General features: G+C 54.8%; 13 protein-coding genes. 7 read left to right on the top strand and 6 right to left on the bottom strand.

Features of this window, described 5'->3' with window-relative positions:
- The first annotated feature begins 87 nt into the window (after window positions 1-87).
- The 4 genes from lpxC to ACRBCU_RS10465 all read left to right on the top strand — a co-directional run bounded on the left by lpxC (window position 88) and on the right by ACRBCU_RS10465 (window position 5,383).
- On the top strand, window positions 88-1,008 hold the full coding sequence (lpxC, locus tag ACRBCU_RS10480) for a UDP-3-O-acyl-N-acetylglucosamine deacetylase (protein ID WP_431365330.1): 921 nt from the start codon (window positions 88-90) through the stop codon (window positions 1,006-1,008).
- Window positions 1,009-1,140: 132 nt separating this feature from the next.
- Complete coding sequence (locus ACRBCU_RS10475) at window positions 1,141-2,007, top strand: outer membrane protein assembly factor BamD (RefSeq protein WP_431365329.1); 867 nt, start codon at window positions 1,141-1,143, stop codon at window positions 2,005-2,007.
- A 41-nt stretch (window positions 2,008-2,048) separates the two neighbouring features.
- Window positions 2,049-3,698 carry a DNA repair protein RecN gene (gene recN, locus ACRBCU_RS10470; protein ID WP_431365328.1) on the top strand — a complete coding sequence of 550 codons (1,650 nt, stop codon included), beginning with the start codon at window positions 2,049-2,051 and terminating at the stop codon, window positions 3,696-3,698.
- Window positions 3,699-3,700: 2 nt separating this feature from the next.
- Window positions 3,701-5,383, top strand: coding sequence for a chloride channel protein (locus ACRBCU_RS10465; RefSeq protein WP_431365327.1), 1,683 nt, complete (start codon window positions 3,701-3,703; stop codon window positions 5,381-5,383).
- Here the strand turns inward: ACRBCU_RS10465 and ACRBCU_RS10460 are convergent.
- The 3 genes from ACRBCU_RS10460 to cobS all read right to left on the bottom strand — a co-directional run bounded on the left by ACRBCU_RS10460 (window position 5,380) and on the right by cobS (window position 10,190).
- Entirely contained in the window at window positions 5,380-7,176 is a 1,797-nt protein-coding gene (locus ACRBCU_RS10460; protein WP_431365326.1) for an aminopeptidase P family protein, read from the bottom strand. The two genes, ACRBCU_RS10465 and ACRBCU_RS10460, sit on opposite strands and share 4 nt — an antisense overlap.
- An 83-nt stretch (window positions 7,177-7,259) precedes the next feature.
- Window positions 7,260-9,137 (bottom strand): cobaltochelatase subunit CobT, encoded by a 1,878-nt coding sequence (gene cobT / locus ACRBCU_RS10455; protein WP_431365325.1) that lies wholly within the window; start codon window positions 9,135-9,137, stop codon window positions 7,260-7,262.
- A 66-nt stretch (window positions 9,138-9,203) separates the two neighbouring features.
- Window positions 9,204-10,190: a cobaltochelatase subunit CobS gene (cobS, locus tag ACRBCU_RS10450; protein ID WP_431365324.1), complete on the bottom strand. Its 987-nt coding sequence runs from the start codon at window positions 10,188-10,190 to the stop codon at window positions 9,204-9,206.
- 87 nt (window positions 10,191-10,277) lie between these two features.
- Between cobS and ACRBCU_RS10445 the strand changes: the two genes are divergently transcribed.
- Together ACRBCU_RS10445 and msrB are read left to right on the top strand one after the other, a co-directional pair.
- Window positions 10,278-11,057 (top strand): hypothetical protein, encoded by a 780-nt coding sequence (locus tag ACRBCU_RS10445; protein ID WP_431365323.1) that lies wholly within the window; start codon window positions 10,278-10,280, stop codon window positions 11,055-11,057.
- 88 nt (window positions 11,058-11,145) lie between these two features.
- Window positions 11,146-11,637, top strand: a complete 492-nt coding sequence (msrB, locus tag ACRBCU_RS10440; RefSeq protein WP_431365322.1) for a peptide-methionine (R)-S-oxide reductase MsrB — start codon at window positions 11,146-11,148, stop codon at window positions 11,635-11,637.
- Between the two features lie 52 nt (window positions 11,638-11,689).
- On the opposite strand, the gene ACRBCU_RS10435 is transcribed toward msrB, so the two are convergent.
- Together ACRBCU_RS10435 and ACRBCU_RS10430 are read right to left on the bottom strand one after the other, a co-directional pair.
- Window positions 11,690-12,385 carry a DUF2161 domain-containing phosphodiesterase gene (locus ACRBCU_RS10435; RefSeq protein ID WP_431365321.1) on the bottom strand — a complete coding sequence of 232 codons (696 nt, stop codon included), beginning with the start codon at window positions 12,383-12,385 and terminating at the stop codon, window positions 11,690-11,692.
- Window positions 12,386-12,388: 3 nt separating this feature from the next.
- A complete protein-coding gene (locus ACRBCU_RS10430) occupies window positions 12,389-13,012 on the bottom strand; it encodes a DnaJ domain-containing protein (protein ID WP_431365431.1) in 624 nt (207 codons plus the stop codon).
- A 74-nt stretch (window positions 13,013-13,086) separates the two neighbouring features.
- Between ACRBCU_RS10430 and ACRBCU_RS10425 the strand changes: the two genes are divergently transcribed.
- Window positions 13,087-13,347: a BolA family protein gene (locus ACRBCU_RS10425; RefSeq protein ID WP_431365320.1), complete on the top strand. Its 261-nt coding sequence runs from the start codon at window positions 13,087-13,089 to the stop codon at window positions 13,345-13,347.
- Window positions 13,348-13,431: 84 nt separating this feature from the next.
- On the opposite strand, the gene ACRBCU_RS10420 is transcribed toward ACRBCU_RS10425, so the two are convergent.
- Window positions 13,432-13,836, bottom strand: coding sequence for a DUF4177 domain-containing protein (locus ACRBCU_RS10420; protein ID WP_431365319.1), 405 nt, complete (start codon window positions 13,834-13,836; stop codon window positions 13,432-13,434).
- Window positions 13,837-13,840 lie beyond the last annotated feature (4 nt).

The raw sequence follows: 13,840 nt of genomic DNA, 5'->3' as shown, positions 1-13,840 counted from the left end.
GAGTTGAGGAGAATCTGCCAACTCGTTACCAGATCGTTAACTGGCGTATTGGGATACGTGTGTGTTAAAGCGACTCTGGGGACTATTGTGCAAACAACGCTAAAATCTGCTGTGACCTTTTCCGGTGTCGGGCTTCACTCTGGTACCCCAGTTGTGATGACTGTGAACGCGGCCACAGTAAATCACGGCATCTGGTTTCTGCGTACGGACAGTGTTGGCGGAGATGCACTTGTTCCTGCACGATGGGACGCGGTGAATCCTACGCCACTTTGCACAAAGATTGAAAACGCGGATGGAATTTCCGTTTCCACGATCGAGCACATCATGGCAGCTCTCGCAGGATGCGGTATCACCAACGCTTTGATCGAGATTGATGGCCCCGAAGTGCCAATTATGGACGGAAGTTCGGCTGAATTTGTGCGCGGATTGCTTGCGAAAGGCGTTCAAGAGCAAAGCGAAAGCGGTTGGGCGCTTCGTGTGTTGAAAACGGTCGAAGTGAACACAGAGTCAGGGTGGGCACGGCTTGAACCAGCGCAAAACCTGTCGATTGATTTCGCCATTGAGTTTGAAGATGCGGCCATTGGGACGCAAAGCAAATCGTTGAACATGGCGAACGGAACCTTCGTGCGCGAACTTTGCGACAGCCGCACTTTTTGCCGCAATAGCGATGTTGAAGCGATGCATGCGCAGGGGCTGGCCAAAGGCGGAACTCTGGAGAATGCGGTTGTTGTTGATGGGGCTCGTATCTTGAGCCCTGGCGGCTTGCGTCACGCGGATGAAGCTGTGCGCCACAAGATGTTAGATGCACTCGGCGATTTATCGCTTGCAGGCGCACCGATTTTGGGGCGCTACACGGGAATGCGTGCAGGTCACTCAATGACGAATGCATTGCTGCGTGAACTCTTTGCGGACCCATCTGCCTATGAAATGGTAGACTGTGATCCAACAATTAACGCCTATTTGCCCGGTGCAGGCGTGACCCGCAGCGAAATTCCTGCGGGCCATTAAGATCAAACAGACGTGAACCTAGCAATTGGCCCAAGATTTTGGGGCAAACCCATTTTGCATGGCGATATTATGTGCTAGGACCGAAGTGAAAACAGGGATAAAACTCTGACAGGTTCTATCAAAGGTGCTGGAATGAAACGCAAAACTGCGCGTCACACTTTGACAGCTGCGATGCTGGTCTCGATGACTTTGTCTGCTTGCAGCGGAGGCGGCGGCTCTGTGTCGCGGTTTCTTGGCGGCCAACCGGATGTCCCGCTTGAAACATACACGGCGGAACAAATTTTTGAACGCGGCGAGTTTGAGCTAGAGCGCAAGCGCGAAGACGACGCAGCCTTCTATTTTGGTGAGGTCGAGCGCCTTTATCCTTATTCCGATTGGGCGAAACGCGCGTTGATCATGCAGGCGTTTTCTTATCACAAGGATAAGGACTACGAAAATTCACGCGGCTCAGCCCAACGTTTCATAGATGTCTACCCAACCGATGATGACGCGGCATATGCGCAGTATCTTTTGGCACTTAGCTATTATGACCAGATTGAGGATGTTGGCCGCGATCAGGGTCTGACCTTCCAAGCATTGCAAGGGCTGCGTACTGTGATCGAACGCTATCCTGATAGTGAATACGCGCGCTCTGCCATTTTGAAGTTCGATCTGGCCTTTGATCATCTCGCAGGGAAAGAGATGGAAATCGGGCGGTATTATCTCAAGCGCGATCATTACACTGCGGCGATCAACCGTTTCAGAGCAGTGGTCGAAGACTTCCAAACAACGACGCACACGCCAGAGGCGCTGCACCGTTTGGTGGAAGCCTATCTATCGCTTGGCCTGAACGCAGAAGCGCAGACTGCTGGCGCGATCCTTGGTCATAACTACAAAGGCACGGACTGGTATGAGGACAGCTTCAAGCTGTTGACTGGTCGTGGTTTGGAGTTGAAAGCCTCTGGTGATAACTGGCTGCGTCAAGTGTATCGTCAGATGTTGCAAGGCAAGTGGCTGTAATCGGATATGAATGCGGCGCAGGCCCGTTTGGAGTGAGCTAAATGCTGCGCACGCTGGATATTCGCGATATTCTTATCATTGATCATTTAGAGCTTGGCTTTCAGCCGGGCCTAAATGTGCTGACAGGTGAAACCGGCGCGGGAAAATCTATCCTATTGGATTCACTCGGCTTTGTTCTAGGCTGGCGCGGGCGCGCAGAATTGGTGCGCAGCGGTGCCAAGCAAGGCGAAGTCACCGCGATCTTTGATCTTCCAGAAGGGCATGCCGCCCATGCGATCTTGGATGAGGCTGGTTTGCCCACAGGGGATGAGTTGATTTTACGGCGGGTTAATCGCAGTGACGGACGCAAAACCGCATGGGTTAATGATCGGCGTTGCTCGGGCGAGGTGCTGCGGGCTCTGTCCGAAACTTTGATTGAATTGCACGGCCAACATGATGATCGCGGATTGCTAGATCCCAAGGGTCACATGGCGGTTCTAGATGCGTTTCTGGACAAGCCGACACTGCACAATGCTGTTCTAAACGCTTGGAAAAGCCTATCCGCGTCTCGCAAGACCCTTGGCGAATTAGAAGCGGCGATTGCGGCTGTGCGCGAAGAAGAAGATTTTCTGCGCCATGCAGTTGCCGAGCTAGACGCGCTGGACCCGATGCCGGGCGAAGAGGCGGTTCTCGATGTCAAACGCCGCAAGATGCAAGGGGCGGAGAAGATCCGTGATGACGTTGCGCGTGCCTTTTCGATGCTGGGTTTTGAGGGCGCTGAAGGGGTGATGAGCGAAGCTGTGCGTTGGCTAGATGGCGTCGCTGATAAGGCTGACGGGCAACTCGACGCGCCACTTGCTGCGCTGTCACGCGCAATGGAAGAGCTGGGAGACGCAAGCGCGGGTGTTGAGCAATGCCTTGATAACCTTGAGTTTAACCCCGCTGACCTCGAAGCCTGTGAGGAACGCCTGTTCGCGATCCGTGCGCTCGCGCGGAAACACAATGTGACGCCAGACGAACTTGGAAGTTTTGCAATAGAGCTGCGTCAACGCCTTGAAGCTTTGGATGCGGGAGATGCGCAATTGGGCGAGGCGCGCGCAGCGGTTCGCGCGGCTGAGGCGTCATATGAGAGTGCTGCACAGGACTTGAGCGAAGCGCGCGGCGCGGCGGCGATGCGGCTAGATGCTGCGGTCACGCGTGAACTGGCACCGCTCAAAATGGACCGCGCCGTGTTTACGACCGAAGTGAGCGAAACTGCCGCAAGCGGGGCAGGGCGCGACGCGGTTGCCTTTACTGTCGCCACCAATCCGGGCGCTCCTAGCGGTCCGCTTAACAAAATCGCATCGGGGGGCGAGCTTAGCCGTTTCTTGCTTGCTTTGAAGGTTTGCTTGTCGGACGAGAGCCAAGGCATCACGATGATTTTCGATGAAATTGATCGCGGCGTCGGCGGGGCGACGGCAGATGCAGTCGGGCGTCGTTTGGCAAGCCTTGCAGATGGCGGGCAGGTCTTGGTTGTTACTCACTCGCCCCAAGTCGCAGCGCTAGGCGGACATCATTGGCGCGTAGAAAAACGTGTCGAGAATGATGCGACGTTGTCCACGGTTGTGCCGCTTGACGAGGATGAGCGCATCGACGAGATCGCACGGATGATTTCTGGCGATACGATCAGCGATGAAGCACGTGGCGCGGCGCGCTCCTTGCTGGTGGGCTAGGAATGTTGCGCGCTGCTCTCGCCGCGCTCAACGCGCAAAGGCAAGACATCAAAGCAAGCTTCGCGCGAGGTTGGAAAGCGCTTGGTCGAAAGGGACCATCGCAAATCCAGTTTTGGTTCATCGCCTTGATGATCGGCATTGCAGCTGGCTGCGCCGCTGTTGCGTTTCGGGCAGGTATTTCTACTTTACAAACAATGCTTTATGGCGTTGAGGACGTCAACAAGCTGCACAGTTTCGCAGAGTCGTTGGCATGGTATTGGATCCTGTTGATACCAATGGCTGGTGGCCTTTGTGTTGGTATTATTCTGCATCATTTTACCCCCGACGGCCGCGTTCGATCCGTTTCCGATGTGATCGAAGGAGCCGCCTTGAACAACGGTCGGGTGGAGAAAAAGGCAGGCATCGCCTCCGCGCTTTCTTCGATGATTACACTCGGAACAGGCGGTTCTACAGGGCGCGAGGGGCCTGTTGTTCATATTGCGGCAATGATGTCGAGCTGGGTGAGCAACCTCATTCGCGCGGATGGGATCACAGGCCGTGATCTGCTCGGCTGCGCAGTTGCCGCAGCGGTTTCTGCCAGTTTTAATGCGCCAATCGCAGGTGCGCTGTTCGCGCTTGAGGTTATTCTGCGCCATTTCGCGGTGCATGCCTTTGCGCCTATCGTCATCGCCAGTGCGGCAGGGACGGTGATCAACCGTTTGACGTTTGGGGACACAGCAGAATTTGCGCTGCCTGGAACATCGGCCCTAGAGTTTTATGCAGAATTACCTGCGTATTTGATCCTCGGCGCGATCTGCGGTTTGGTCGCGGTCACTTTGATGCGCTGCGTGTTTTGGGCCGATGATATGGAATCGCGTATCCAGAGCAAAATGGGGCTGCCCTATTGGATCAGACCAGCTTTCGCGGGCGCATTGCTGGGGCTACTTGCAATACAGTTTCCCCATATCATTGGGGTCGGTTACGAAACGACATCAGCAGCTTTGACAGGCAAGCTTTTGCTGCACGAGGCTGTCATCTTTGCGATTTTAAAGGCAGCGGCTGTTGCGATCACCATGGGGGGACGCATGGGCGGCGGCATCTTTTCGCCATCTCTGATGATTGGTGCGTTAACTGGACTGGCTTTTGGTCTCATCGCGACCAGCATTTTCCCAGAGGTAAGCGGATCTCATACGCTTTATGCTTTGGCGGGGATGGGGGCCGTGGCGGCTGCGGTCCTTGGGGCACCGATTTCGACCACGTTGATTGTGTTTGAATTAACAGGCGATTGGCAAACCGGACTTGCCGTGATGGTATCGGTTTCGCTTTCCACAGCGCTCGCATCGCGACTTGTGGATCGCTCGTTTTTTCTGACTCAATTGGAGAGGCGCAACATTCATTTGGCAGCCGGTCCTCAAGCCTATTTGCTTGCGATGTTCCGCGTCGCAGGGGTCATGCGTAAACGCGAAGACGGGATTGAAGAAGAAAAGTGCTGGGAGATGGTGAGCGATGGCGTCTATGTAGACGGCAACGCAACGCTTGAAGCTGCGATGCCGATTTTTGATAAATCGTCGGTGCAGTTCATTCCTGTCGTCACGCTGTCAGGTGAGGGGCAAGCGCCTGAACTTTGGGGTGCTTTGTATCACGTGGATGCACTGAAAGCCTACAATCGCGCGCTGGCTGCGACTGCCGCGGAAGAACACAGCTAAAGCGGCTGCGTGGCGTTCTCGAGCCAGTTCTGAGCGTCTTCGCTAAGCAAGCCCGATAGTTTGCTCAGGCAGGCCGCGTGATAGCTATTCATCCAATCAAGCTCTTGCTGGTTTAGCATGTCGCTCAGGATCAAGCGGCGATCAATCGGAACGTAGGTGAGGGTCTCAAAGTCAAGCATCTGGCGGTGGGCGTCGCTGCCCTCGAGCGCCTTTGCAGGTTGAACGACGAGCAAGTTTTCAATGCGAATGCCAAAGGCACCTTCACGATAATATCCAGGTTCATTCGAGAGGATCATTCCCGTTTCGAGTGGCACATTGCTCACGCGGCTAAGCCGTTGCGGCCCTTCATGCACGCCTAGGAAATGTCCAACGCCATGACCGATCCCATGATCGAAGTCTTGTCCCGCAAGCCAAAGTGGAACACGCCCGACCGCTTCAATATCACGCCCAGCAAGCCCTTTGGGCCAACGCATGCGAGAGATCGCTATCATCCCTTGCAGAACGCGCGTGAACGCAGTGCGTTCTTCATGTCCCACTTCGCCAATGGCAATGGTGCGCGTGATGTCGGTGGTGCCATTCAGGTATTGACCGCCGCTATCGAGCACGAGCAGATCGCCGTCTTGCAAGGTTCGCGAGGTTTCATGCGTGACGCGATAGTGCATGATCGCCCCATTGGGACCGGCACCAGAAATGGTGTCAAAACTGATGTCCTGCAACGCGTTAGTCGCGCGGCGTCGTTGTTCGAGCTGGGTGACGACGTCAATCTCGCTTGTGGTGTTTGCAGGTTGCTGATCAAGCCAGCAAAGAAGTTCGCACACAGCCGTTGCGTCAGTGATATGTGCAGCGCGGGTGCCTGCAATCTCGACAGGGTTCTTACGCGCCTTGGGCAGAGCGCATGGATCAACGCCGTAGCTAATCTCCGCATCGCTCGCGTTTAGCGCGTCAATAACCGCAACAGGGACCGAGGTCTTGTCACAGCGCACTTTACCGGTGAGCTTAGAAAGCGTGGGCAAAAAGTCCTCAGGGGGCATGATATCAATAGATGGATCAGGGCCGAGCGCTTCTACTTTGGAGGGCGCAATAAAGAGTTGCACGCGCGCATCATCATTCAGGATTGCAAATCCATGCACCAGCGGTGTTTTTGAAACGTCGCTGCCTCTGATATTTAACAGCCAGCACAGGCTGTCTGGGAGGGTGATGACAGCCGCATTCTCATTCTTTTCGACAAGATCAGCGGCGCAATCGCGACGCTTGTCGGGGGAAGACTTGCCCGAATATTCGATCGAATAAGCGAACGCAGAGGTGAGCGGGGGAGCTGGTTGATCATCCCAAATTATGTCTACGAGATTAGCACAGGCGCGCAGGGTAATATCTGTGCCGTTTAGGGCATTTTCATGAGCTTCGAGTTGACCCTTTGTCATCAGCCACGGATCAAATCCAATTTCCGCACCGTTTGAGCATTGGGTTTTCAGCCAGTCTACGAGCGAGGTTTCAGGCCAAGGCACAGGGGTGAACTGTTCAAGATCGACCTGCGATTTAACCTGTGTGCGATACCGCCCATCAATAAAGACGCCAGCATCATTTTGAAGAGCACAGCAAAATCCCGCGGAACCTGTGAAGCCGGTAAGCCATTGTAAGCGCTCGTCATGAGCGGCAACATACTCGCCTTGATGCGCATCGGCGCGCGGAATGATAAAGCCATCAAGTTTTGCGCTAGAAAGCTGAGCGCGCAAGGCGGCAAGACGCGCTGGCCCTTGAGACGGATCGCTTGTTGTATCGAAGCTCTGAAACATTGAACTTATCTTCCCTTATTGAGCGGAAAATCCTTCTGCGAAGGATTTTTGAAAGCAAAATCTTCGCAGAAGATTTTGCCCCGTCAGCCGGTTTTGCGCATTCCCATAACCCGCGCGCGTGCACGTGGGTCGGTATCAAAGAGAGCAGCCAGTTGCTCGGTCATTGCGCCGGCAAGTTGCTCAACATCCGTGATTGTTACTGCACGCTCGTAATAGCGTGTCACATCATGGCCAATACCGATGGCAAGCAACTCAACGGCGCGTTTTTTCTCAACCATTTCAATAACATCTCGCAGATGTTTTTCTAGGTAATTCGCGGGATTGACCGAAAGTGTGCTATCATCCACGGGCGCGCCGTCGGAGATTACCATGAGAATTTTACGCGCTTCGGGGCGCCCTGCCATACGACGGTGCGCCCATTCCAGCGCTTCGCCGTCGATGTTTTCTTTCAACAGGCCTTCCTTCATCATCAAGCCAAGATTTGGCCGCGCGCGCCGCCATGGGCTATCCGCGCTTTTGTAGATGATGTGACGAAGATCGTTGAGGCGGCCGGGCTGCTGATCGCGCCCCGCATTGAGCCATGCTTCGCGAGATTGGCCGCCTTTCCAAGCGCGTGTGGTAAATCCGAGGATTTCGACCTTTACGTTGCAGCGCTCAAGGGTGCGCGCAAGAACGTCGGCGCAGATTGCTGCGATAGAAATCGGTCGCCCGCGCATAGAACCGGAGTTGTCCAGTAGCAAGGTCACGATGGTGTCGCGAAATTCGGTATCTTTTTCGATCTTAAAGCTGAGCGGAGTTGTTGGGTTTGCCACGACACGCGCAAGCCGCCCTGCATCCAGGGTGCCTTCCTCTAGATCAAATTCCCACGATCGGTTTTGCTGTGCCTGAAGGCGGCGTTGTAGTTTATTTGCGAGGCGCGATACGGCACCTTTGAGCGGCTCAAGCTGTTGGTCAAGATAGGCGCGTAAGCGTTCGAGTTCGATGGGTTCCGCCAATTCTTCCGCGCGCACTTCCTCGTCAAACTCGGTTGAATACACTTGATAATTCGGGTCTGCATCGGAAATCGGCTGCGGTTGTGGCGGTTCAAGCGGTGCCTCGCCTTCGGGCATTTCGGTTTCTTCGCCCATCTCTTGATCCGCAGCTTCATCCATTGAAACTTGCGCCTGCGAGGCATCTTGCTGCTCTTCTTGAGATTGCTCGGCAGAGGCGTCATCGGCTTCTTCGGACTCGTCATCCTGACCGGAGTTCTCTTGATCCTGTTCTTCTTCGCCGCTCTCTTCTGCGTCGTCTTGCGCCTCGTCGTCGATTTCATCTGGATCGTCGCCCAGTTGATCGCCGTAGCCGAGATCTTGAATGATCTGGCGCGACAGCTTGGCAAAGGCGGCTTGATCGTCGAGCAAGTCGTCGACGCTTTCAAGTGTGCCGCCTGCCTGATCTTCGATGAATCCTCTCCAAAGGTTCATCACATTTTGCGCACCCTCCGGCAATTCGCGTCCAGTTGCGAGGTGACGGATCAAATACCCCGCAGCGGTCGCGAGCGGGGCGTCAGCTGCTTCGCGAATTTGGTTGAAGCCTTTGCGCAACGCTTCATTGCCAATTTTGGCATCGATATTGCCTGCCGTGCCTGGCATATCGCGTGCCCCCATTGCTTCGCAGCGGGCGGTTTCCATTGCCTCATAAAGCTCGCGTGCAGTTTCGCCTTGTGGGACATAGCGCGAGTGGGTGCTGTCGTCGTGAAACTTGCGATGCATCGCGAGCGCATCCGCTGTGCCGCGCGCGATCAACACCTCTTCGCGGGTCATGCGGCGAGAGACTTGCGGCAGGCGCATGGTATCGCCTGATACGCCAGAGGGATCGACCGTGTAAGTGACGGACAAGTCGGGATCGTTGGCCATGACTTTGGTGGCTTCTGCCAAAGCCTTTTTGAACGGATCTGCCGGATTGTCGTTATTCTGCGCCATACCTACGATCTTCTTTGGTCTAAAGTTTTCCCTGCCAACGACATGATTTTTCTGCGAAAAATCGCTCTAGCCAAGCGAAACGCTTGCTGCGCTTTCTGGCAGTTCTTCGTCAAAGCAACGCTGATAGAACTCGGCCACAGTCTGGCGTTCGAGTTCGTCGCATTTGTTGAGGAAGGATAGACGGAAGGCATAGCCAACGTTGCGGAAGATTTCCGCATTTTGCGCCCATGCGATTACCGTGCGCGGCGACATCACGGTGGAGAGATCGCCGTTCATGAAAGCCGTGCGTGTCAGATCCGCGACCTTGACCATCTGTTTTACAGTCCTGCGTCCGCTCTCATTATTGTAGTGCGGGTTCTTGGACAGAACGATCTGGCTCTCCGCATCAACGCTGAGGTAGTTCAGCGTTGCGACGAGGGACCAACGGTCCATCTGACCTTGGTTAATCTGCTGCGTGCCGTGATAAAGACCTGTCGTATCTCCGAGGCCAACAGTGTTTGCTGTCGCGAAAATGCGGAAATAGGGGTGCGGGTTAATGACTTGGTTCTGGTCAAGCAGCGTGAGCTTGCCGTCGGTTTCCAAAACACGTTGGATCACGAACATAACGTCGGCGCGGCCCGCATCGTATTCATCAAAGACAATAGCCGTCGGGTTGCGGAGCGCCCAAGGCAGGATGCCTTCTTGGAAGTCGGTGACTTGTTTGCCGTCTTTCAACTTAATAGCGTCTTTACCGATCAGATCGATGCGAGAAATGTGGCTATCGAGGTTCACGCGCACTGCAGGCCAGTTCAGGCGTGAGGCGACTTGTTCGATGTGAGTCGATTTACCTGTGCCGTGATAGCCTTGGATCATTACGCGGCGGTTGTGTGAAAAGCCGGCAAGAATCGCCATTGTTGTGTCTGGATCGAACTTATACGTGCTATCAAGGTCAGGAACACGGGCCGTACGATCGGCGAAACCTTTGACAACCATATCCGTATCAAGGCCAAAAACCTCGCGTACAGAAATGTCTTCTGTCGGTTTCGTATCAATGTCGAGCATTTCTTCGGCCATGGTGTCGTCCTTGTCTTGCGCCTAAATCGCGTCCGCGTACATAGTTTCTGTCGTGCATCATTCCGCACACAAGGACAAGGGGAGCGATTGCGAAAAACCTGCATTCGCGATGCGACGTTGGGACTTTGCAAGATTGTGCTGGTTGTGCAAGCTTTTGAAAGTGGGCGAAAGGGCTGGCTGTTGACGGATGTAAATCAGGATTTGGACTTTTTCGAGCAGGCCAGCGATTATGTTGCGGGCTTTCTGAACGAAGAAGAATCTCATGCTTTTGAGCGCGCGCTTGCTCAGGACGTCGAGTTGCAGCGCGAGGTTGACAGATGCCGGCTGCATTTTGATGCGATTGGGGTACATGCGCCAGAGCCTGAGTTGGATGCGCTTAGCAATTTTCGCCGAGAAATCTGGGGCGAGAATTGGATGCCGTGGCGACGCCGGATTCGGATTTGGGAGTTTGCGCTGGGAGGCATCGCTGCGTCCTTGCTGGCTTATGTGGTGTATAATTCCGCGCTTTTGGACCCTGCGCCGAGCGAGATTTTGCAAGCGCGGTTGGAAAGCGCAGAGAGTCAGTTTGAATTCACTGTGGCGATTGATCCGGTTGGGCAGGTGGCTTTGGTGAGGTGGGCTCCGCAAGAGCCGCCGCTCGGCATGCGCTATGATCTTTGGGTAACGGGAGATGCTGAAAACATCAATCTTGGCGCGCTAAAGCCTTTGGAAGTTCAGCGAATTGAAGTCGCGCGTTCAAACATTGAGCATCTGATCGCTGGACGGGAAATTTTTGTCACGCTTGAAGAAGCGAATGCCGATGCCTCGCTCGCAGGGCAAAAGATTGCGCGGGGCGTATTGCGCGCCTATCCGCAGGCATCGCGCTGAATGTGACAAAGCTGTCACGAGCTTGTGCGCAAGCGTCATTTGCAGACTGCGCGCGTTAGCCCCATTTTGCTGTGAAAGGAGCCAAACAATGAACCGACGTTTTTTCTTATCAGCAGGCGCAGTGACGGGGCTGAGTGCAATGTCTGTATTGGGCGCGTTTGGCGCGCGTTCCAGCACAGCAGCTTCGGGCGCGTTCGAGGTGATGCGCAGCGACGCCGAGTGGCGTGCGATGCTGTCGTCAGTGCAGTATAAAGTGATGCGCAAAGAGGGGACCGAACGAGCGGGGTCTTCGCCACTAGATAAGAACTACGCTGCGGGCACCTATCATTGCCGTGGCTGCGACTTGCCGCTTTATTCCTCAAAAGCGAAATATGACAGCGGCACGGGGTGGCCGAGTTTTTATCAATCGCTTCCCAATGCGATTGGCACCAAGGCTGATCGCAAGCTGCTGGCGCTGCGCACGGAATGTCATTGCCGCCGTTGTGGATCGCACCTTGGGCATATCTTCAATGACGGGCCTGCGCCGACGGGCAAACGTCATTGTCTGAATGGCGTTTCGCTGGTGTTCAAAGCGGGCTGATTTTCTGCGAAAATCAGCGAGGTTAAAAATCTTCTGCGAAGATTTTGGCCCGTTAGTCAGGGCTTGGGTAGAGATCGCGAATGGCGTCTAACTCTGTTTCATATTCGCCAAGTGCGTCTTGGCCCTTTGGGCTGAGCCAGTAAATGCCTTTTTCGACGCGCTCGAACCAGCCGTAGTGATTGTTTGCCATCAGGTTCCGCGCGCTTGGAACGCCCGTTCTCTTGGCAATTTCAGAGGCTTTTGTTGGGCCGTGGCCTTCAAGAAATCCAAGGCATTTTAGGGCGTCTTGGCGATAGGCTGTGACCAGCCCTTGGCGCGTCGAGCCGCCAGTATTTGGATCGCCCACAAGGCGTTGAAACTCGCGCAGGTGACGGTCCGTTTTCTTTTTGGATTTGCGCGGTGTGTAGGGCGTTGGATCAACGTGGGCTTCAACGAAATTGTCAGACGCACGCACTGTGAGCAGGCCAAGCCCGAGGCGACGGCAAAGCGTCATGTTGTTCTTGAGCGACTTTAGCCCTGCTTTGCCTTTGGGGCGGGGAACGCAGATATAGACCGTATCGCAAATTGATAGGCGTTCGACGCCTTGATGAAAGAGCGAAAGCGAAAACCCCGTTTTGAGCTCGACAATAACTGGCGGCTCATCGCCGCGCATAGCCATCACATCGAGTTTGCCGACTTCGCCTTTGACCTCATACCCCTGTGCTTCCAAAAAGGATTTCACAGGGGGATAGAGATCGGTTTCACGCATGGCTTACTTAAAGTTGCGGCTGTCTTTGATTTGATCCCAAGCCCAAACGACTTCTTGCAATTGCTCCTCTTGCGAGCGATCGCCGCCGTTCATGTCAGGGTGCAGAACTTTGATAAGCGCTTTGTAGGACTTGCGAATTTCAACCTTGGTCCAGAAATCTTTGGCCTCTAGCAGATCAAGCGCGCGCTTTTCTGTTGGGGGCAGGCGTTTGCCTGCGCCGCCGCCTTTTCCGGGATTGCGCGTGGCGTTGCCGCCAAGAACCTGATGCGGGTCTTCAATGCCAAGGCGCGCCCAAGCGGCGGCTTCGGGGTCTTTTACCGGCTTTGTTTCGCGTTCCCAAACTTTGTCTTTGCTCTGCTGGGCGTTCATTTCGGCCTCTGTGGTGCCGTTGAAGAAGTTCCACTTGAGGTTATATTCGCGCACGTGATCTTTGCAGAACCAGACATAATCATCCAGAACATCCGGAGCGCGCGGCGCGCGGAACTTGCCCGGTAGCTCGCAACCCTCTTTTTCGCAGACACGTTGAGACGTCTCTGATTCCCCTGACATGCCGCGACGACCGCGCGGGTTTTTCTTCTTTGCAGAAGAAACGGACATATCAAATCCAAAGGGATCGTCTTTCTTTATCATTGCTCACCTCGTCGACTCAGGCGCATAACAATAGTGGATTTAGCGGCGGTTAGAAGGGGAGATTGGGAAAAATGTCGAAGACAGAAGAAATTCGCTCAAAGCTAGAGGTTGGCTTGTCGCCGAGCGAATTGGAGGTGGTGGATGATAGTGAAAGCCATCGCGGACATGGCGGGTATCAAGAGGGTGGAGAGAGTCATTTTAACGTGCGCATTCGGGCCGCTGCGTTTGAAGGGCAGAGCCGGATCAAACGGCACCGAATGGTACATAGCGCGCTGGGGCCTGAGTTGATTGGGCAAATTCACGCGCTTGCGCTTGATCTGGATGTGCCCTGACGGGCGCTTGATTTTTGGATTAGGGGGCGCTGCCCCCGTCCGCGCGGCGGACTCCCCCAGAGTTTATCTGGGAAAATGAAGAGATTAAGCGGGGTGAGTGGTTTGGGGCTGCTCTTCGGTGTCGTCTTCGATGTTCTCGTGTGCTTGGCTTTGCGGCTCAGTGTGATCTTCCGGTGCGTTCTCTTCAGGCGGTGCTGAAGTCGGTTCATCGGCGGGCGCTTCGAGGCGTTTGATGTCCTCGCGCTCGTTTTGCGTTTCGATCGCGCGGCGGAAGACCAGCACGTTGCGAAAGACGGTGGTTTTGGAGGTAAGGCCAGCACGTTCCTCTGAGGGCAGCGTTTCGGCGCGCTGGTATTCCCAACCGATCGCGGCCATTTCGTTCATTGCGGTTTCCAGCGCATGTGCAAACCTGCCGTCCGCGCCTTTGACGCCTTTGCCCTTTTGCCCGCGCATCGGGGCGGGGATGACTTTGTATTCGTAGGGGGTCATGAGC

Origin of the sequence: Planktotalea sp., assembly GCF_050633725.1 — a bacterium.
Lineage (GTDB): Bacteria > Pseudomonadota > Alphaproteobacteria > Rhodobacterales > Rhodobacteraceae > Planktotalea.
This window is presented reverse-complemented; position numbering and strand designations above follow the sequence as displayed.

Coding starts and splice junctions, on each gene's coding strand:
- cobS (WP_431365324.1), bottom strand. CDS start 10,190: ATGGCCGAAGAAATGCTCGACATTGATACGAAACCGACAGAAGACATT.
- cobT (WP_431365325.1), bottom strand. CDS start 9,137: ATGGCGCAGAATAACGACAATCCGGCAGATCCGTTCAAAAAGGCTTTG.
- ACRBCU_RS10460 (WP_431365326.1), bottom strand. CDS start 7,176: ATGTTTCAGAGCTTCGATACAACAAGCGATCCGTCTCAAGGGCCAGCG.
- msrB (WP_431365322.1), top strand. CDS start 11,146: ATGAACCGACGTTTTTTCTTATCAGCAGGCGCAGTGACGGGGCTGAGT.
- ACRBCU_RS10425 (WP_431365320.1), top strand. CDS start 13,087: ATGTCGAAGACAGAAGAAATTCGCTCAAAGCTAGAGGTTGGCTTGTCG.
- ACRBCU_RS10435 (WP_431365321.1), bottom strand. CDS start 12,385: ATGCGTGAAACCGATCTCTATCCCCCTGTGAAATCCTTTTTGGAAGCA.
- recN (WP_431365328.1), top strand. CDS start 2,049: ATGCTGCGCACGCTGGATATTCGCGATATTCTTATCATTGATCATTTA.
- ACRBCU_RS10465 (WP_431365327.1), top strand. CDS start 3,701: ATGTTGCGCGCTGCTCTCGCCGCGCTCAACGCGCAAAGGCAAGACATC.
- ACRBCU_RS10420 (WP_431365319.1), bottom strand. CDS start 13,836: ATGACCCCCTACGAATACAAAGTCATCCCCGCCCCGATGCGCGGGCAA.
- ACRBCU_RS10475 (WP_431365329.1), top strand. CDS start 1,141: ATGAAACGCAAAACTGCGCGTCACACTTTGACAGCTGCGATGCTGGTC.